At 59.2% G+C, this 18,901-nt stretch carries 17 protein-coding genes and 5 pseudogenes; 10 read left to right on the forward strand and 12 right to left on the reverse strand.

From position 1 onward, the window contains the following. The first annotated feature begins 564 nt into the window (after nucleotides 1-564). Both ABIB80_RS34990 and ABIB80_RS34995 read left to right on the forward strand, forming a co-directional pair. Entirely contained in the window at nucleotides 565-702 is a 138-nt protein-coding gene (locus tag ABIB80_RS34990) for a hypothetical protein (protein WP_354129147.1), read from the forward strand. A 3-nt stretch (nucleotides 703-705) separates the two neighbouring features. Beyond that, nucleotides 706-954: a hypothetical protein gene (locus ABIB80_RS34995; RefSeq protein ID WP_354129148.1), complete on the forward strand. Its 249-nt coding sequence runs from the start codon at nucleotides 706-708 to the stop codon at nucleotides 952-954. Here ABIB80_RS34995 and ABIB80_RS35000 read toward each other — a convergent pair. The 5 genes from ABIB80_RS35000 to ABIB80_RS35020 all read right to left on the reverse strand — a co-directional run bounded on the left by ABIB80_RS35000 (nucleotide 947) and on the right by ABIB80_RS35020 (nucleotide 4,803). Next, complete coding sequence (locus tag ABIB80_RS35000) at nucleotides 947-1,171, reverse strand: hypothetical protein (RefSeq protein WP_354129149.1); 225 nt, start codon at nucleotides 1,169-1,171, stop codon at nucleotides 947-949. The genes ABIB80_RS34995 and ABIB80_RS35000 overlap by 8 nt on opposite strands. A 68-nt stretch (nucleotides 1,172-1,239) precedes the next feature. Beyond that, nucleotides 1,240-2,106: a DUF4145 domain-containing protein gene (locus ABIB80_RS35005; protein WP_354129150.1), complete on the reverse strand. Its 867-nt coding sequence runs from the start codon at nucleotides 2,104-2,106 to the stop codon at nucleotides 1,240-1,242. 123 nt (nucleotides 2,107-2,229) lie between these two features. Beyond that, nucleotides 2,230-2,556: a hypothetical protein gene (locus ABIB80_RS35010; protein WP_354129151.1), complete on the reverse strand. Its 327-nt coding sequence runs from the start codon at nucleotides 2,554-2,556 to the stop codon at nucleotides 2,230-2,232. A 28-nt stretch (nucleotides 2,557-2,584) separates the two neighbouring features. Then, complete coding sequence (locus ABIB80_RS35015; RefSeq protein WP_354129152.1) at nucleotides 2,585-3,229, reverse strand: hypothetical protein; 645 nt, start codon at nucleotides 3,227-3,229, stop codon at nucleotides 2,585-2,587. Nucleotides 3,230-4,293: 1,064 nt separating this feature from the next. Continuing rightward, nucleotides 4,294-4,803 carry a hypothetical protein gene (locus ABIB80_RS35020; protein ID WP_354129153.1) on the reverse strand — a complete coding sequence of 170 codons (510 nt, stop codon included), beginning with the start codon at nucleotides 4,801-4,803 and terminating at the stop codon, nucleotides 4,294-4,296. A 212-nt stretch (nucleotides 4,804-5,015) separates the two neighbouring features. On the opposite strand from ABIB80_RS35020, the gene ABIB80_RS35025 reads away from it, so the two are divergent. Continuing rightward, on the forward strand, nucleotides 5,016-5,426 hold the full coding sequence (locus ABIB80_RS35025) for a hypothetical protein (RefSeq protein WP_354129154.1): 411 nt from the start codon (nucleotides 5,016-5,018) through the stop codon (nucleotides 5,424-5,426). A 13-nt stretch (nucleotides 5,427-5,439) separates the two neighbouring features. Here ABIB80_RS35025 and ABIB80_RS35030 read toward each other — a convergent pair whose 3' ends face one another. Next, the gene (locus tag ABIB80_RS35030) at nucleotides 5,440-5,778 is read right to left on the reverse strand and encodes a hypothetical protein (RefSeq protein WP_354129155.1); all 339 of its coding nucleotides are present in this window, start codon (nucleotides 5,776-5,778) and stop codon (nucleotides 5,440-5,442) included. A gap of 306 nt (nucleotides 5,779-6,084) precedes the next feature. On the opposite strand from ABIB80_RS35030, the gene ABIB80_RS35035 reads away from it, so the two are divergent. From ABIB80_RS35035 to ABIB80_RS35045, 3 genes are all read left to right on the forward strand, one after another. Beyond that, the gene (locus tag ABIB80_RS35035; RefSeq protein WP_354129156.1) at nucleotides 6,085-6,387 is read left to right on the forward strand and encodes a hypothetical protein; all 303 of its coding nucleotides are present in this window, start codon (nucleotides 6,085-6,087) and stop codon (nucleotides 6,385-6,387) included. Between the two features lie 145 nt (nucleotides 6,388-6,532). Further along, a complete protein-coding gene (locus ABIB80_RS35040; RefSeq protein ID WP_354129157.1) occupies nucleotides 6,533-7,273 on the forward strand; it encodes a hypothetical protein in 741 nt (246 codons plus the stop codon). 418 nt (nucleotides 7,274-7,691) lie between these two features. Then, complete coding sequence (locus ABIB80_RS35045; protein ID WP_354129158.1) at nucleotides 7,692-10,403, forward strand: DUF5695 domain-containing protein; 2,712 nt, start codon at nucleotides 7,692-7,694, stop codon at nucleotides 10,401-10,403. 630 nt (nucleotides 10,404-11,033) lie between these two features. On the opposite strand, the gene ABIB80_RS35050 is transcribed toward ABIB80_RS35045, so the two are convergent. After that, the gene (locus ABIB80_RS35050) at nucleotides 11,034-11,264 is read right to left on the reverse strand and encodes a hypothetical protein (protein WP_354129159.1); all 231 of its coding nucleotides are present in this window, start codon (nucleotides 11,262-11,264) and stop codon (nucleotides 11,034-11,036) included. Nucleotides 11,265-11,531: 267 nt separating this feature from the next. On the opposite strand from ABIB80_RS35050, the pseudogene ABIB80_RS35055 reads away from it, so the two are divergent. Then, nucleotides 11,532-11,723, forward strand: a pseudogene (locus tag ABIB80_RS35055) (response regulator transcription factor); the annotation flags it as partial. A 182-nt stretch (nucleotides 11,724-11,905) separates the two neighbouring features. Here the strand turns inward: ABIB80_RS35055 and ABIB80_RS35060 are convergent. The 5 genes and pseudogenes from ABIB80_RS35060 to ABIB80_RS35080 all read right to left on the reverse strand — a co-directional run. Further along, a pseudogene (locus ABIB80_RS35060) lies at nucleotides 11,906-13,160 on the reverse strand (IS5 family transposase); the annotation flags it as partial. Between the two features lie 364 nt (nucleotides 13,161-13,524). Beyond that, nucleotides 13,525-14,670: a TlpA disulfide reductase family protein gene (locus tag ABIB80_RS35065; RefSeq protein WP_354129160.1), complete on the reverse strand. Its 1,146-nt coding sequence runs from the start codon at nucleotides 14,668-14,670 to the stop codon at nucleotides 13,525-13,527. A 223-nt stretch (nucleotides 14,671-14,893) separates the two neighbouring features. Next, nucleotides 14,894-15,046, reverse strand: a pseudogene (locus ABIB80_RS35070) (6-pyruvoyl trahydropterin synthase family protein); the annotation flags it as partial. Next, entirely contained in the window at nucleotides 15,027-15,626 is a 600-nt protein-coding gene (locus ABIB80_RS35075; RefSeq protein WP_354129161.1) for a hypothetical protein, read from the reverse strand. The gene ABIB80_RS35075 and the pseudogene ABIB80_RS35070, both read right to left, overlap by 20 nt. Nucleotides 15,627-16,017: 391 nt before the next feature. Continuing rightward, complete coding sequence (locus ABIB80_RS35080) at nucleotides 16,018-16,251, reverse strand: hypothetical protein (RefSeq protein ID WP_354129162.1); 234 nt, start codon at nucleotides 16,249-16,251, stop codon at nucleotides 16,018-16,020. A gap of 934 nt (nucleotides 16,252-17,185) precedes the next feature. Here ABIB80_RS35080 and ABIB80_RS35085 point away from each other — a divergent pair. From ABIB80_RS35085 to ABIB80_RS35095, 3 genes and pseudogenes are all read left to right on the forward strand, one after another. Further along, a pseudogene (locus ABIB80_RS35085) lies at nucleotides 17,186-17,464 on the forward strand (MATE family efflux transporter); the annotation flags it as partial. A gap of 59 nt (nucleotides 17,465-17,523) precedes the next feature. Next, nucleotides 17,524-18,160 (forward strand): annotated as a pseudogene (locus ABIB80_RS35090) (ISL3 family transposase); the annotation flags it as partial. Between the two features lie 114 nt (nucleotides 18,161-18,274). Beyond that, the gene (locus ABIB80_RS35095; protein WP_354129163.1) at nucleotides 18,275-18,433 is read left to right on the forward strand and encodes a hypothetical protein; all 159 of its coding nucleotides are present in this window, start codon (nucleotides 18,275-18,277) and stop codon (nucleotides 18,431-18,433) included. Nucleotides 18,434-18,901: the final 468 nt, after the last annotated feature.

The raw sequence follows: 18,901 nt of genomic DNA on the forward strand, positions 1-18,901 counted from the left end.
GCACGTGCTGCAGAATCGCTGGCGCTCGAAAGCGAGCTTGGTCTCAGCCGCGAGCTCGAGCGAAGGTCTCGCCTGCAAAGCGAAAGGCCAACCGACGGCTGGCAGCCAATGCCTATCTCAAGGTCATCAAGTGACCTGGGGGATACCCCTAAAGATCTAGGGCAGCACGTAGTGCGGACCGGCGCCAATCTCACGCGCAGAGTTTGTCCTGCAAATACAAATCCTTCAGACTGCAACGGTGCAACGATGGCAAGTAACGAAGAAAATTTTTCTCCTGATTGGGCCGCCATCCGTCGGCGTTATGAGGGAGAGCATTGCTCGATCAGGAAGTTAGCGCGGGACTTTCACACGACAGACACCACGATACACAGACGTGCGAAGCGCGAGGGATGGACTCACTTCGCCCAGCCGCACCCATCCGCTTCGCCGGTGCAACGGTTGGGGCAACGACGTGAGAAATCGGCCGCACGATCTGGGAATTTGAGCCTCGGCGCGACGCCCTAATCTCGAGGCTGTATCGCCTCGACGCCAGAGGAAGCGATTCTCTCCGACCTGCCGATTGCGATGGCTCTCCTGTGGTTTCACACCCCATTCGACCAGATCGCGGCGGCCATCCAGATGACCGAGGGCGAACTCGAGGAAGTGTTCGGTTCGGCAATCATGGACTTCTGCAAGGATGGTCCAAAGCCTCAGAAGGCGTAAACGTTGGCCAAGACCGGAGCCCAACGTCAGCAGGAACGGCGCGAGCGCAAGGGGCGCGGCAAACGGCTAGTGCCTGTCGAAGTCGGCGCCGGCGAGATCGTGCTAGACCGCGGGATGATCGCTGACGCGCTCGTCGATGCCAATCTTCTGCCAGAGTGGTCAACCGAAGATTCAGAGGCGGTCAGAAACGCCTTCGCAGATGCGCTTCACCGTCACGCGCGACGGATTTCTCAGACCAACTTTGCTAGGTGAGGCCATCAACAGGATGGTGGTCGTGTATGAGTCTAGCGTGCGCGTCCTTCGCGCGCAGCGGCACGAGAGTCCTTGCATCGGCCTTGGCTAGCCGAAGTGTCTCCCTGAGAACGAGGACCTCCTCGTATTGCTCCGCAATATGCATAATGGCTAGGCGCCGGATCCGGTCGTTGAGGAGTTCGACGCGCGCAGCAATGGTCGTGCTTTTGAATGACATGTGAAACTCCCCACAACGCCGCTGGAAGGATGTCAATGCTTCGCGCGATCGCGCCTGTCGGAAATAACTTACGTTAGTTTTATTGCCATTTTTCCTTGTTCCGATTTCGGAACGGGACAGGTGGCAAAGTGGTCTCCGGTCAGCCACCCTGCGGCTGCCGTGCCCCTAAGGAGTAGACCGGCGTCTGGCGGGGCCAATAGTTTCGCCTTCTTGGCTTCTTCAAGTTCAAGCGCTTTTTGGGCGCTGAGAGCGGTGATTTCCGCTAATCGGCGAGTTCGTCGTTCGCGCTCAACGTACCAGTCGACGAACAGCATTTCGATCAGATCGATCAACATCTGGGCTTCACCAGGATCGATCTCGACGATCAGATCGACGTCCTTCTCCATGTGCGCGCCAATGTTGCCGACACTGCGTACAGCATCGATTGCGTCGACACTTTCGTGAGTGACACCTTTGGCTGCGGTGTGGTCGTCAAGTTGCCTTCTAAGGTCCTTGATCTCGTCTATGAGCCTCGATTTCGCGATGCCGCAGTAGTCGCGGATCATTCCCTGTAGGCATCTCCGCGCAAGAGTGGCACTAGCTTTTGGACTCAAATCTCGAATGGCGCATGCTTCGAAGTAGTCGTCCCGGAGCGCTTTTGGAATGTAGTCGGGTTGTGGCTTCGATGCGCCCTGTGGTTTGAGGTGATAGGTCTCAATAACATTGTTCGACCTAAAGTCGGAGTGCATGTCCTCGCCAGTTGTCAAATGCGCATTTACACTAAGGTCGCGGCAGTCCGGGTTGGTGCAAGCCGTGACCATGATATAGAAACCAAGGTTTCCATATTTATTGTTGTCCTGGCCAAGATAAACATCCCGAGTGCGAAGCTGGCCAGCGGTTAAGGTTTGCGGCCGGTTGCAGTGTGGGCAGGTCCAGTTCTTTGGCTCATCCGCCATTGCTTAGTCCTCGATGCCGCTCGCATCAAAATGGGAAAGGATCCTGAGTACCAGACGGACTGGACGAAATTCAAGCGCAGGCGCCCCCAGCAACAACACGGAAAAACCAGGTCTGATGAGACTCTACCGCTCATAGGTGCGGCCGCCCGTGCTGATGCCGTACAGGGTCGCTGAGTAGGGAAGCCGAGCAAGAATTGTGGCGTTCTTCGCTATCGCTCCTGCTGTGATCCCCCGGCACAGCAGCGTAACACCTGCGCTATTTCGTGCGCAGAACGCGTCTGGGCTATCGATAAAGGCCAGCCCTTTTGCGCTGCTCCAAGGTTTGCGCAGCAAAATGACGGTGCGGCCTTCCGGAAGCGCACCGATCGGTTGAACGACAAAGATCGATATGAATTGTGCTCCAATGATCAGCGCAACGATCGCAACCAGAACAGATAGCCATGCTTTCATAAGGCCGCCTCAAAAACCGCTAGGGAGCTCATTTGCCCGCCTTCATTGAGCTCGACTTAGATGTCGTCCAACGGCAAGTCTCTGCAATCCGATTCCTTGCGGCTGTAACGTCATTCAAGAGGAACGTGCTGTCGCTGGATCTGCCTTGAAAACCAGTCGCTCTGATGAACAGCTTGCCTTGATCCGGGAGCAATTTCATGAAGTCACGGGCGTTAGGAACAAAGATCGCCCTGCCATTCGTGCTGCCGAGACCAGCCACACTGGCTGGTGAATCTCCGTTGATCCGGATTAGAAGGTCGTAGCGGTTTCCCGTGCCAGAAATAACGAGATCGGGCGGGATAAAGACGGCCTCGGATTTGTTCTCCCAGCATCTCAGGATCAGCAACGCTTCCCCGGCTTCGCCCTGGAGCATTGCAACGAGCTGATCGCTGTCATCAATCGGGGATTTGCTCCCGCGGAACGTCCACTTATCTTTGACCGGGTTGGGCTCGGTGCTTGAGTCTTGATCCTCAGCTTGTTTCCCGATCGTATCGAAGCACTTCAGTCTGTCTGCGTCGCTCGGGATCTTCTTGCAGACCGCGAATGCCAACGGCTCGAATTGAGCTTCCGCCGTCGGCGACCACGCGGCCGATAGCAAGAGCGCCATCAAGCCGGCTGCAATTATCGTCCTCATTCTGATTCCCCCATCCCTCAACCCAAATTCAACCGCAACCGAAGGGAGAGCGCAAGCCGTAATGCATCGAGACGGGTTGGGCTTTAGTGGAGGGGCGCAAGCTAAGAAGCGGAGTGAGCGAGAGCCATGGTGGTAAACGATGCATCACGTGCGCTGGAAGACGGCAGCCGGGAAGCACAGGGGATTGTTCTCTGTTCGGCTATCTTGAAGGACGGCTTTGTCATGACGATACTTTTCGGCCGCCCGGCGCAGCCTCCGCTTCTGCTCGGTTCGTGTTTGCGGCATCATGTTGGGGAATAGCTCGCGGATGGTATCTAGATCAGCACCAGGCGCTAGCTTGTCCTCATTGAGCGAGAACCACCAAAGTTGAAATACCTGTACAGGGAGTGGCAAGCGAGCCGTAACAGAAAATAGTCCCACCAGCCGATGAATAGTGCTGCGTCGTTTACCGTATCGTTGAATGCTGCCAGCAGCTCGTCATCTTCCCTGCGCAGACCCTCCTTCGTGCTCAGATGTTTGAACGCATTCCAATATTGCCGTTGAAGACGGCGAATTTTTCCGGTGTCTAGCCGCGGGTAGGTCTCCAGTATGTGAGTCGAGAAGGTGCGAATGTTCTCCGAAGCAGCTATCGCCTCAATCAATTCACCGCCGCCACAAGCCAGACATTGCACCGCGACGGGATCGCGATCCTTGATAACAGGTCGAGAGCGGTGCCAAGCTGATGCCTTGCGACATTCAACTTTGTGAGTGCATTCGGTGTCGACTGCATCATTTTTCCGTCTCTATTGGGCGCGCTCCGGCTGCTGGAGGGGCGTCATCGCCCGCCACAGGGGGCAAGCGATTGGCAATGTGCTCCCCCATCTGCATGACGGCGAATGCAATCGAGTTGAATTCGGCAGCCGAAAACGAGAGCCGATCACCAACTGCAAACTCCCTAGTTTGTAACTCAAGTCGAATCATTATTGCCGCGTGTGTCTGTCCTTCGTCAGGCTCGATAATGGAGCCGGCACCAACTTCGACTTCGCCGCCGTCGCGGATGTAGAAGATCTTAATTCGGGGGAAACTCAGTTTGAATGTCTGCGCACCCTTACAGTCTTCAGCACCGACGATGCCGCCGCGGTGCTCAAGGCAATTGCGGGCCTGCTGAAGCGATATGCGGAAGGGAATTCAAGCTGCACGATCAACCGCTTGTTGGCTGTCGCTAACAAGTCTTCAAATCCCGCATGTTGAGCTTTTAATTTGAGACGGGCCGTGAGGCTGTCGATCTGTTCTTGTGTTTCCGGCTGCTTATCCAGCAGTGCAAGATAGACATAGGCCTGCTCGAGCGTTTCTTTCGCTCCGCGTACTACGTCGTGGAAGCCGCGCGCCAAGATCCAAGCTTCATAGGCGGCTTTCCGTTCGCCGGCGCTTAGCTCAGGCGCCTTGAAATTAATAAAGTTCGTCCCTTGCGGGGCCTTTGACAGGTCAGTGCCTGCCATGGCAGCGAATGCGAAGTCGACCATTTCTGTGGAGCGAACCACAGCTATTTGAACTGGTTGTCTGATAGCATTTCGATTCAAAACTAATTGAGGCATCTCGCCTTCCAGCGATTCTGGGCAATCTAATCAAACCTGCGGGAGCATACCGCTAGGGAATGCAATCGGCAGCGCTTCCATCCAAGCGCAACCAAAGCGGGCGCGCAAGCCGCAGGGCAACAAAGTCAACCAAATTCCTAGAGCCGAATTTACCTTGGCGTAGCTGGGCGCTTCTGCGGCAGGTTAAGCCAGCCACACGGAGCGCTCGGTATATGCCCGCCTTTCTCGTTCGGCTCATCAAGAACAAAGACTTCGTCGGGATTTTCACTGCTGACGACGAGATCGATCTCGAGTTGGCCGTCGACGAGTGCACCGACGTACCATACTGCGAGTACCCCGAGCTGCCTGATGGCGGGATCATGTGGGAAAGCCCCGCTAAGCCTGTGCCGCTCGATAGAGGCGACCCGGAAGACGACGAGGCACCGGTCGAAGAATTCCTATGGGGAGGAGCGTCACTGAGTGAGCGCTGGTGGTCAATCGCTTATGGATTTGAGGAGGTCGAATGGATTCCCTTCGTCGAGGGAGGGCCGGCGCCTGAGAGCGATCCGCAAGTTGATCCTGCCGTGAGGCGACCAATGGGGCCCGCGCGAATTATCCCAATAAAGGGACGAAAGAGAAGTTAGGATTTTTACGTTTTCAATCTGAGCCTTCCGGGTTTCCGAGGTCGATCAATTCGTCCAGGACGTGATCTAGACTGCCCGCGTCCCGATCCAGCTCGACCAAGAAGGCGCCGTAGAACTCATTGTGATGGATTCGTCCAAAGCGCTGGTCCTCATAGATCTCTCTTTCCGCAGGCCGCGCTAGGCGCAAGCGCATGATCCCGTAATTGTCACACAGAGGGGCTCCGCCAGACTTGAGGGCCGAGAGTTTCGTGCGCAATTCCTCGCCGTTAAAGATCGCTTCTGCTGCCGCATGGGTTCTCGAAGCAAATGCAAAAACAGGACGCCGGTCGACCTCAACCGCGAAAACGGACAAGGATAACGCTTCTCTCATTTCTTGATCTTCAGACCGATCTCAACAAGCCGGCGGATGGCTTCGGACCGACGGGGAGTGCCCGATTGTCTAGCTGCCCAAGCGTCAACGCTCTCTCGCATTTCAGCGGAGAGGCGAATCGCCGTCACAGGATCCTGGCCAGTGGCCGGACGGCCCGGGCGTTTACGTACTACGTTTTTCGACTGGGGCACGATAAATGTACTACGCTAATTTCGCTTGAATAACAAGCGGCCCGCCGCGATTGCTCGAACAACCGTGACGGGCCTGGCCCAAACTATGAGGTTAGTCATGGCTCAGGTTGATTCTGAGAATATCACAGCTTTGCGAGCGCGCCGCGCTGGTGCGATTTCCCAACATGTCGGTCACAAGCCAGCTCGGGCATTAGAAGCGCCAGACGCCGCGCCTAGCCCGGCGTGGCAACATGCCATCATCCGACTGGCGAATGCCACCGAACGGGTGGCCAATCAAATTTCGACCGTTTTGGAGCAGCCGCTGGGCTCTGGCGAGTACGTTCGGGGATTGCGGGATCTCGTTCGCGACGCGATCGACACGCTTGATCAGCTCGACGGCAACCCCCGACCTCGAGGATGACGGAAGCGTTGAGCCATCTCTGGGCTCGCACGAGGCCGAATCCGGAGCCGCGGTGTACTTGCCCTGCTGGGCTCCAAGGGCCGGCTATGACGTCGAAGAGCAATCCGATCATGAAGCGGTCACGGCATGAGCAGCCCCGTAATAATTGCCCGCAGAGGCTTCCTTCCGCGCTGCGGCGGTACTGGCCGGCGCCAGCGTCGCAGCGGCCATCCCCCTGACGGCCGCCCTTGCGGCTCCTGAAGAGCATCCCGCGCTGCTCGATGCCGGCCGGCGCCTCGATGGGCTGGTCGACGCCTTCACAGCGGCGCAACCCAAGCTGGCGGCGGCCAAGGACTTGGCGAGGTCGCTCGTGCCGGACGTGCCGGAGGAGATCGTCTGCCACTCCCACTTCTGGGGCGGCTGCGCCTATGAGGTGCGGGACGTGGACGACACGCCACTATCGAGTGGGGTTGTCGTTGATGCGGACGGCAAGGCGCGGCCGGCGCGGCCGACGATGATCATCCACTCGACCGGATTGAGGAAACTCATCAAGGACGGGCAGATACGCTGCGACGGCCGGACGGGCTTCGGCAAACAGGTTAAGCGAATCATCGCGGCAGCCGAACGATATGACGGCGACCGGGCGGCGGCCATCGAGCGATCAGGACTGCGAGACGCCCAAGAGGCGCTCTATTCGGCCTATCGGGCGATTGATGACCTTGCCCGCGAGGTTGCGGCCATCGAGCCGAAAACCGGTGCCGGTGCGGTCGTGTTTGGCGCGGGTCCTGTGTGCCTAGGTCAGCACCGAGGACTACAGCGGCAACCGGCACCATGGCGTGTTGATCTTCGGGAAGCCGCTGGCAGAGGCCGTTGCACGCCTCGCTTGCCCTTTGTGCAGCCACGTTAACGAGACCGTCGCGGCGTTATGCAGCCCCCGTCGCCGGAATGACTGCAGATCGCACGCCTTAGGTCGGTTTCGCGGGCAAGCTTTCCTCCAATTGCCTTGCCGAGGCGGCACGCCTCGGATCACAAAGTCGAGAGTCACGCTTCCTGTCCAGCGCCTCGGCCTCTCCGCGGTGTTAGTTTCCGTTCTCCAGCTCCGCGCGTGAATTCGACCCGCAAGCCCGCTCTGGCGCAGCCGCTTGGCCTCCTTGCGTGCAAGCTCTGGTGTCCAAGGGGCGCCGTGATGACCGATGGTGACGAAGCCCTGCCGACCGAACACTCGGTACTTGAGAACGTATGTCGCTTTTATCGCGTTGACGTTTACGGCGGGAAGCGGCACGCCTTGATTATCCGCATGGGGCAATACCGGATACACCAAAAGCATGTCTAAAGTCTGGACGTATACGCGTCGTACGATGCTGTTGGGCTGGAGCTTCTTGGGTAGCGCGTTGTTCGGGCGCGTTACGCTGCCTAAACCCAATCGGCCGCCGCGCAAGGTTGCCATGGTGTTGAAGACGGCCGACTCGTCCTTCGTCGTTGGGTGCACACAAGACGGCATTACCTCGTTGCGTTATCGGAACGATGCGCATGACACGGATTATGTCCTGCCTGGAGCCGTGCTGGGGGCGGCTCACGCTAGAGTTCGGCGTGCCGGATCCGAGTGGCATACGCTTCGAACCGGCGTTGATGCAACGAAGCCGATGCATAGCGCGGCCCTTGAACTAGCAGCCCGCGATGCCGGCGTCCTTCTCACGACCCGCCTCGCAGTCGACGAGGCTGGATTGACGTGGGAGATCATGCTGCGGAACGACGGCATGGCGAGCGTGGAGGTTGGCGACCTCTATTTGCCTATGCCGATGAACACCGAATTTCCGGCAGGGCAACCGGCGTCGGTGGCTGTTTTGAAGCACAGCTTCGTCTCGCAGCATGGCTCGCACATCTTCTGGATTCGCGGCAACAGCAGCGGTCCCTTCCTTATGCTCTTACCGGAAGCGGACACGTCACTGGAATATTGGAATGTCCACAAGGATTCGGCCGAAGCCAGTGGGACATGGTGCGCCTACATCTTGGGCGGGGCGGCCGCCGGCGAGGCAGTCGCGGGCGGGACTCGCTGGCGACAGCCGACCCATTCCCTGTCCCTGTCGCCGGCCCAGGAACGGCATTACCGTCTCCGCTTCCAGTGGGTTGCGGATTATGAGGCGGCGCGCAGGGCTATCGCGGACGCCGGTCTGGTGGACGTGGAGGTAATGCCGGGGATGACGGTTCCCAACGACCTGTACGTCGACATCGCGCTCGCGTCCTCCATTCCGGTGGAGCGAATCGAAGCGGAATTTACCGGCGACACGGTGGTGCAACGGTTGCCGGATCGGGCTGGCAGGCGACTATGGCGGGTCCGGTTTTCGCGATTGGGCGAGAACCGGCTGACTCTGCACCAGCCGGGTGCGCGCCAGACGTTTCTTGAATTCTTCGTTACCGAACCCGTCGAGACGATGATGAAGAAGCGCGCAGCTTTCATCGTGAAGCGGCAGCATCGTGACCCGTCCAAATGGTACGACGGTTTGTTCGGCGAGTGGAACATGGAGACGCAGGTCCTGCTTGGGCCGGACAATTACGACCGGATCAAGGGCGGGCGCATCTACGAGGTGACGTGCGACGATCCCGGGCTGAGCAAGCCCGCTTACCTCGCGACCAAGAATGCCGAGCATCCTGATGCGGCGGAAGTGGCGGCGCTGGACCGGTATATTGATACGTTCGTCTGGGGCGGGCTGCAACGTACCACACAGGAGGCATACGCCTACGGCCTGTACGGCATACCCGATTGGAAGCAGAACCGGGAAAGCAGCGATCCCGGCCCCAAGGGCCGCCTGCATATCTGGCGGCCTTATGACTATCCGCACATCTTCGCGATGTACTTGGCCATGCACCGCATCGCGCGTGACCATCCCGCGATACCCACCCGCCAGAGCGCAAGAGATTATTTGGTACGCGCCTACGGTACGGCGCTGGCCATGTTCACGGTGCCGATGCGCGTGGTGATGTGGTCCGCCTACTGCACCGGCTTCTACAACGAATGTGTCATCCCAGAACTTCTTTCGGCGCTCACGACGGCGGGCTTGATGCGCGAGGCGGCGACGCTGGAGGCGCACTGGGCGCGTAAGGTGCGCGCCTTCGTCGATCCGAAGGCTGACCTGTTCGGGTCGGAATATCCGTTCGATTCCACAGGCTTCGAATCAACGCAGGCACTGGCGCGCTCGGCCCTTGACGACCCTGTCGCCATGGGGGTTTCGAAGGCGGCAGCCCGTGCCTTCGCGGAGCGTCAGATCGCTGCAAACCTGTTCTGCCGTGGCTGGCTGGAACCTGCTTATTACTACCTGGGCAGCGATTATCGCGCGACTGCGGGCGACGGATATACGCTGACCTACATGGCGCAGATGGGCGGCTGGGCGCTGCTTGATCACGCGCTGAACGATGCAGACGACCCGCATCCGCTCCTTCGTCTGGGCTATGCGTCACAACTCAGCGCGTGGGCCTTGCTGAACAGCGGCCCCGCGTCAGCCGGTCATGGCTATTGGTATCCGGGCGAGGAGAATGACGGCGCGGCCGGTGGCGGCTTCGAGCCGGCGCCGAGCGGGACCACATGGCTCGGTCAGCCGCATCACCGTGGAACGTGGTATTACTCGTGCGAGATCGACCTGGGATTTTGTGGGGCGGTCCGCGCTGCTGCGACGATCGTTGCCGACGATCCCATCTTTGGGCAGGTTTGTCACGGCGGCATTATGGAGACGTTCGCTCAGACCCTGCGTATCTGGCCACGTGATGGCGTGCGGCGACGGCTCAACGTGCGGCTCCAGTTTCTCCGATTGGACCTGGTGCTGCTTGACGCCCGATTCCGGGCGGATGGACCGATCATTCTGAATATGGAGGAGGGGTGGATCAGCCTTACGCCTGAGCCCTTTGCCCCATCTGCATCGGGAGTGATGATCGAATTGCGGTACGATGATGGGAGGAAGCGCAAGGAAGTCGTCGACATCACGGACAGCCAGATCGTCGTCCGCTTGCCTGCGGCGCACTTACCGCGGATTCAAGTTCGCTAGTGTTGCCGATTATCGGGTGCGATCGGCACTTATGGCCTGCTGTTCCACGCGGCTTCCGAGGCGATGACGATCATCGCCGCAAACCCCGGGCATCTCGGCGCACCTAGTCGTGCACCGCATCGACAGGATAGAGTGGGCCGCCGTCGACGTAATGCCATTTCAGCGCGTGGTTCGGATCCCACCGCGACTGCTCCAGCGCGCCGGGCGTGCGCCGGATAACCGCCGCGGCCTCTATGCCGTCAAATTAGAACTGCCCGGCAGCGTATCGATATCGAAGTCGCGGGCGGCGGCATGCCACGGTTCTTGCGACGGCGCTTCGTGGCACGCGGAATTATCCGATTACTTGGACGGCCCTAATGCCTCGATCTGAGTCTTTTCGCCCTTGCCGCTCATGCCTCCGCCCCGAACGATAGTCGGTATGAGGCTATGAGATTGTAGGCTTCTCCGGCAAGAAAGAAACATAGGGCGCAGGTATGGCTGCTGGATAGCTGTGGCGTACAAATAGGACGGATCGCAACCCTTTCTGACGCCCTCCGACATCACGCGATGCAAGTGATCGGTGCGGATCACGAGTGGATCAAGCATCGCGCGGCGACATTCGAGTCAATAGTGTCGCCCCGCGCCGTGGTGTTAACGACTTTGATCTTGTTCGATGTCCCTTATCAACTCATCCAGTGTCAACGAGTCGTCGAGCGATTTACGCGAACAGAACCAGTCCTCCACGGCATGATCGGCAATGCCCACAACCCCTGCCTTGGAGCCGCGACGATGTAGCTCGGTCCGATCCGCCTCTTTCGTGGGGTCATGCAGAAAGCCGCGCTGGAACAAGCGCGGGACATAATGCTGGCGCTTACCAGCCATGAGGAGACTTATCCCAGGCCTAGGTTAGGTCCCGGACGTCAAGTGTGCCGTTGTTGCAACCACTGCTGTCGCGTTTACGACGTATGTCGCAATCGCTTCGATAGCCGATGGTGCTGCAGTTGGATCGGCAGCTTGCCAGGCTGATCGGTGCTCCTCAAGGCTTGTCTTGGCAGGAGAGTTTGCGATCTCCGTCGCGTGGTACGGCATTTGCTAACCTCGTTCCAGTCGTCCCGGCTCCAGGAGAAACACATGGTCGATGTGCAAGACGTTGTGCTGTCCGCACGAGAAAGACAGTGCTTGCAGTGGGTAGAGGAGGGCAAATCATCCTGGGAAATAGGGGTGATATTGAGAGTCAGCGAGAACACCGTCAATTTTCATCTCAAGAACGCGATGCGAAAGCTGGAAGTGACCACCCGAATCCAGTGTGCTATCAAGGCGCGCCGCCTCGGGCTTATTTGAACTATTGGAGTGCTGCTGCTGTCAACTTGCGCCGACGGCGACGTATAAACATCCGGTGCTAGGACTACTCCATAAGATTGGGATCGCATCTGCCGAAAGTAGCGGGCCGTTGTGAGCGCAGCGGTATAGTTAGTCGGCCGTGAAGAATCCTGATTTGCAGGCTGATTGAACCGTGGTTTGGCGAGCGTGCCGATGATTTGCCACAACAAGAGCCTGAGCCAGCAGATTGGGCGGCGGAAGTTATAGCCGACGGCGGCGAGAACGGCGTTGATGGCGTCACCTTGGCGATGCCAGAGGTAGGTGTGGCCGATGCGGTGCTCGAATTTGAGATGGCCGATGACCGGCTCGACGGCGGAGCGCCGTCGCAGCTCGCGCTTGCTCTGTGGTCACCCGCCGCTTCTGTCCTGAGATGAACACCCTGAACTTGTAATCGGGCGGGGCTTGGCCGCGATGGCCCTTGTCGAGGAGAGCGCGCTAGATAGTGTTGCCGATCAGCGCTTCCATCTTTGGGATGACGGTTGCAAGTTTGCGGGCATAGGGATTGCCGGGCAGCGCCTTCACATGGGTCACGAACTGCCCGCCGCGGGCCGGCGCCAGCGTGGTGGCGACCGAGACCTTGACGCCGATCTCGTAAGGCCGGTGCGCCTTGCTCTTGCCGATGCACTCCACCTCCGGCACGTGCAGCGAGTAGAGCTTCGGGCTACGCTGGTGCCGCTTCTGCTCAAGCACATGTCGCGCCCGCGCCAGCATGCGTTCCAACACAACCCCACCGAGCAGCGGTGTTGCCGCCGAGTTTGCGGCCTAAGTCGCGAATGATGCGGCCGAGAGGCCTTGAGTTTCTTCAAGGCTCTGTTGTCGCGCTTGAACTGTTTGGCGTGGGCGTAGCGCTGGTGCTTGATCAGCGCGAACTTGCCCACCCTGGCATAGGACTGGCGCAGCTTGACACCATGTCGCTTTGCCACCGGACCGTCGCGGGCGCGGTTCAGCAGGCTGGCATCGGCATCACATTCTTGGGTTGCACTGTCGTATTGACGGTGACCCGATTGGGATCGGCCGGATTGATCGCCTCGGTCTTACTGGCCACCGCAAGGCTTTCCTGCAAAGGCCTGCAACTTCTCCTCGCCCATCCGCTGTCGCCAGCGCGTCAGCGAAGAGCGATCGAACACCAACCGGTGCTGGAAGAACTCCTCGCCGCAGAAGAACTGGTAATAGGGGTTCTCCACCCAGCGCTTGCACAACACCTCGTCGGAGAGGTCGTAGGTGTGCTTGAGGATCGCGAGTCCCGCCATCGGCCGGGAAGGCAATGGCGGCCGGCCGGCTTGTCTTCATAGACCGCTCCGAACCGCTGCTCCAGGAACTACCAGTCTAAGTCTGTGCCAGCGTCACCAGTGGGTGGCCGACGTCGATGATCGCGTTCAGCCGGTGAGCGCAGGAGATCGCTTTGTCGCTCTCTCGTCGTTCTTTGGTTGCATCGCTCCCTCCGATGCGATCACGGAATCACGCCTTGCGATTCGACGGGATCCTCAAAGATGAAATTGCAAGCTTTTGGGCAGTCAAAGCCCGAAAGCTTGCAATCTCAAAGCCAATCTCGCCCGGGAAATCGATTCCTGATCAACCGCTTGGACGGTTCTTCACGAACGACTAACCAGACAGCCAGCAAAGACGGGCCGCAGGGCGTCGCATCACTCGTTGTGGGCTAGGTTTTCCTTGTGACCTGCGTGTCATGAATGATTCTGCTGGCCGCAAGCGCTTCGAAGGCGCTTCATAGCCCCGATCGTGCATCTTCGATTAACATCCTCCTTCATGTCTCCTCCTTTCGGCCGCATTTTTGAGCTCCAGGAGACTTTTCCTGCGAAATCGAACAAGACCCGCCGCAACAAACCTTCTCACCTCTGTAGTTGGCCAAGGTTTGGAGCAACTGCGGCATATAATGCTTTTTCATAGCGTCCGGCACTTTCGAATCGTCTAGCCATGTCATTGCCCGCTCGATCAGCTCGGTCGCGCGGTGCTTGTCACCACTCTCGTAGCAATACTGAGCGAGCCCCCTATAAGAATAGAAATCGAGGCCAGCGCTGGCTTGCCCAGGATTGAGGATATGTTCCGACACCTCCCTGCCGATCGCAAAGCGCTCCGCACGCGGAAGGTAGGCCCTATCGTTCTCCGGATCATAGAGTTGCCTCATCACGATATTCAGCCGACATACAGCCTCTAACCGTTTCTCAATCGCGTCTCGAACCAGTTGGCGCAAGACCTGGAAGCCGGTCGCCGTGTCGCGCATTTTGTGAAGCAACAGATCCGCATGAATGTCGCGGAACTCGAGATTGTCCGGCATCGCGGCAATGCCCTCTTCGACCGCTGAGAGCGCTGCCGGCCAATCCTTTGCTTCCATCGCCGGTTGAATTGTCCGGCGGATTGAGCGTTCGCGCGCCTCGCGTTGGCTTTCGGCAATCCGCTTCGCTTCGGCGGCTTTAGCTTCATAGCTGGTGCGCCACGTGCCGTTGATAATTTTCGGCAAGACGTCGTCGATTTGGCTCGGACGACCGATAAAGCCAATGTGGCCGTCGCGGTCGACGACGAACGATCTCGGAATCCAACGAGAAGAGCTGGCATTCATCCAAAGCTTGGTCATTTCGCCTGTACTGTCGAACCCGATTCGATAGTTAAGATTTGAGAACTTTTCAGTCAACCATGCGTCCAACTTGGTGCGAGCCTCATCCGCCGTTGGTGCTTGTTCACTAGCTGCGACTCCGATGACCTCAAGCCCTTCGTCTTTGTATTTTGCTTGCAGCTTTATCAGATGAGGCATCGCCACCACACATGGGCCGCACCAAGTTGCCCAAAATTCAACGATGTACAGTTTACCGGGCTGGAAGTTCGTGAGGGGCTCGCCACGCAACCAGTTCTCGACTTTGAGCGAAGGAGCCGGGGACTCCGTGCCTAGCACCATGATTATCTCCAAAGTTACCTGTTGGCGCGACGTTGTCGCTTCGCCTGAATTAGCAATCACCGTGCCAGGCTGTCCGCGCGCGCTAAGCACATGACAAAGCTTTGAAAAACATCCACACGCCCAGTAAAGTCCCCTGTAGGTAACCTGACATGCTTTGCGTCGGCGTCGGATTTCGGGCACGCATCGCGCCCTTCGTGCCGCCAGGAGAGCGGCGCCGGCTCGAAAAATCCACTACGAACGCGGTGTGCGGGTCGACCGGCCCGTTCAGCACGACCTCGATCCGACAGGAATGACCGTGCATCCGATGACAGCGATGTGTCTGCGGGAGGTTTGGAAGTCGGTGCGCTGCCTCGAACTTAGATAAAGCCCGGCGGATAGTTTGCCCACTCGGCCAGATGGATGTGACGGGTACTCTGTCGGTGGTCAGGACGGCTGGCGTCCCAGTCGCAGTTGAACCATCCGAGGTCGTATCCCGCGTTGCAGAACACGGTGCTGCCCCGGGGCCGGTGGATGATAGGCTTGACCCAGCGGCCGACGGCCGACCGCATCAACGAGCCGTCGCCGACGATGCCAGCCGACGTAGCGGTCGAGCGTCCCGACGGTCTGCCGGATGTCGCCGGTGATGATCCCGTCGAGATCGATGTCGGACGGCGAGCCATCGCTCGATCCGAACGGCCGCCACACGTGGTGATGGAGGGCAAGAACACGAGCGACGGCATAGTCGACGTCAAGTGCGCGCGCGCCGAGACCGGAGGCGAGACCATTGCGGGTCGAAGTGATCGTGACGAGCCGCGAGGAGGGCCGTGCATCCCCACGTTCGCTACTCGCTGCTGAAATCCCCCGGCCTCAGTCAGCTTGTCGCGCATCGTCAGCATGGTGCCGGGGTCGTTACCGAACGCCGTGAGCTTCGCGCATCCGTGCCTGATGTTGCCCTTGGCCGTGATCATGGAGTCCATGGCCGCGCGTCCTCCAGCGATATCTGGGTCGATCACAAAAGTTATGCACAGCGAAAGCTTTCGCGCGCATCGCCAGACCTGTTCCTGGTAGTTACGGCGGCGACCGCAGCACGCGTCAGGTCTCTTGGCACGCCTTTCGCGCTGGTACGAGAGGAACTTCCGTCCGGGCTTGGTCCTGGACTTCCTCGGACTCACCAGAACCTCCAGGTTGATTTCCCGGGCTTCGTGTTGTGCATTCGCGTCACAGCCTCGTACTGCGGCTGCGGCTCGGTCAGGTAGCCGTTCGCCTCGTAGTAGTCGGACAGCGACGCGGGGAACGTAGCGGTGCTCAGGTCGGTCTGCGCTCGGTCCGTGCCTTGAGATAGGTTCCGATGTTGCCATCGTATATCTTCTAGGGCTCGGTCTTCGGCCTCCGCTTGCTAGGCGGAGTTCGGTAGTCAGACGAGGCGGGGGAGCCGTAGGACTTGGGCGCCGGAGCCGCGAAGCCGGACACGACATCCTCCCACGTCTTGCCTGCGGAGCGTATCAGCTTGTTGGCCATGCGCATGGCGGCAATGGCCTCGCCGTCGTGGTTGGACTCCGTGAGCCTCAGAATCTTGAGCAGGCGCTCGCGGTGTATTATCATCCCCTCTTCCCCTCTTCTCCTCTTCGATGGCCATCACGAGCCACGTCCTGATCTGCGCTAGGCTCCTGTGACCGACACCCGGAAGAAGCAGCATGTCCCGGTCGGACATCGCCCCCATTGATCTGCCACATGAGCACCGGGCCGAAGAAACGGAAGCACGACAGTCGGCGCGCCGATAATCGGAATCGACAAGTGCAGAGGCCCCGAGCGGTCAGTGACCAGACGACAGGCGGCGCGAAATGCGCGCGCAGATCGAGGAGGCGCTGTCGGCAACGCACAAGAAGATAGCGAGTATCTTCATCTGATGCCGGATGTTTGTGGGCTTGCACCTGAGTCTCCATTTCGAATGAGCCAGGCAGTACGCGACGGCCTGCCGCGTCTGGTCGACCTCGTCGGGGCCCGGTCCCGGCCGGCGTGCGGGTCGGCGACCATCCCGTGCAAGCGCTTGATGAATCTCATGCAGACGCTGGAGCGTCCACTACAAGATCCCGTAGATGCCAAAGCCAAAAACTTAAGGCCCTGGGGTCCCGCCCTGTTCCCCCGCCGATCATCATCGAGGAAGCAGAAGTCAACGCAAACGACGAGAGGCCAACAAGGGGCAGAGCGGCACAATATGACCGGCAGAACCTAGGTGGCCACGCCACGCACACCTCAATCGGGGTCCTCGCTATTCTGTTAACAGACGGTTACGATAGACGAGAGGCGTATGCCTACGGAAAATCGAGTTGGCAAAAATCAGCTTGTGAAAAGCGTCAACCGGTCGACGCGATCACGGCAATCGACCGGCGCAGACGAACTTACCCGCGGTCGTGCAAGATCGGATTCGGAGAGGGTTGCGCTGAGTACGCGATTCAGCGAATTTGGAATAGCTCGCGACACGTTCATCCATGAATGAGCCGGACACGGAATTCGCCATCACAGCGAGCGCAACGTGATGCCCAAGAAAACCAGCACTCGATTTATCGGACCCGAATCTCTCGGCGTTATCCTGCGGCTCGCCCTTCGATCTGTAGTTGGGCTATCGATTCATGCGCTACAGCAGCTCGTCAACGCGATCTTTGTTGGCGCACTTGGCGCGCAGGCGATCGCAGCTGTCAGCATGACCTTGCCGATCGTCGTCCTGCTCGCGGCAGCCGGACAGGGGATCGGGGTTGGAACAGCGTCGTTCATATCTCGTCATCTCGGCGCTCGTGAGTACTTAGAGGCGAGTCGAGGCGCAAGTACAGCACTCGCGCTCACAGTCCCGATCGGCCTAGCTACCGTCGCTCTGCTTCAGGACATAGTCGCAATCTGGTTCGCCAAATTAATCGCGGCGGCGGTACGGATGTCTTCCGCACCCGTCAAAGCACCCTGGATGGGCACCTGCCGTTCCTGGACGCGCAGTGGTCAGGCGGCTGTCGCAACGGTGCCGAACTCTGGCGCCGTTTGAAGGGACCAGGCTTTATGGGATCGCTGCGCGTGGTGGCGGAATGGGCGACGCGACGGCGGCGTGCCGAGACTATCAGCCATCAACAATTGCAGAAGGTCCCGCGCCAGGACGATAGCGCAGTTGATGACGACGAAGCGCGACCACCTAACCAAGGCCGAGACCGTCACGGTTGCCGCTATTGAACAAAGCGTTCCTATGCTGGCCGATGCCTACGCTCTCGTTGGCCACTTCCACGCGATGATCCGAAAGAAGGCCGAGATGGAGCTCGAACCTTGGATTGAGGAATCCAAGCGGAGCCTCATTGCCTCGTTCGCGAATGGCATTGCCAACGATAAGGGCGCGGTGCACGCGGCTATCACGCAACCATGGTCCAATGGCCAAGTGGAAGCTCAGATCACCAAGCTCAAGCTGGTCAAACGGCAAATGTACGGACGCGCTAAGCTCGATCTCCTTCAGGCTAGGCTGATTGGCGCGCCATAAAAACAATAACGATCATCGAATATGCGTCAGAGCGCATTGCCTCATCCGGAATGTTACTGGACAACTTCTCGCCGATGATTGGGTCGGTGCCATCGAATTGGTTCGGTGGCGTCTATGGCGGGAAAGATCAGCATGGGCGCGCGGCGCGAGGTGGTGTCGGCGGTTACGGAGCGTTACCGGTCGGCCAAACGAGTGGAGAAGGGTCGCATCCTCGATGCGCTATGCGCGACGACGGGCTGGCATCGCAAGCATGCGGTGCGCGCGCTCCGGTAACGCCAGACGGTTGGACCGGGCGAGATCAAGGCACCAAGAAAGCGGAGACGCAGATATGGCGCGACGATCAAGGACGCGCTGACGGCGCTGTGGGAGGCGTCGGATCGGGTGTGCGGCAAACGGCTCAAGGTGATGATCCCGACCTTGCTACCGGCCCTCGAGCAACATGGCCGATTGCAGCTTGAGCAGGCGGACCGTGACTGTGTTCTGGCGGTCAGTGCCGCTACCATTGACCGCCTGCTCGCGGACGTGAAGGTCGCGGCGAGCGGCGGTAGGCGGCGCCGTGCCGGATTCTATTCGGCAATCCGGCGGGAAGTCCCGATCCGCACGTTCAATGATTGGAACAGCCCGCCGCCCGGGTTCTGTGAGGTCGACATGGTCGCCCATGGAGGCACGTCGGTGGCTGGCTCGTTCATCCAGACCCTGACGATGGTCGATGTCGCCACGGGCTGGACGGAGTGTCTGCCG

It is taken from the genome of Bradyrhizobium sp. i1.15.2, from assembly GCF_040548425.1.
Classification (GTDB): Bacteria; Pseudomonadota; Alphaproteobacteria; order Rhizobiales; family Xanthobacteraceae; genus Bradyrhizobium; species Bradyrhizobium canariense.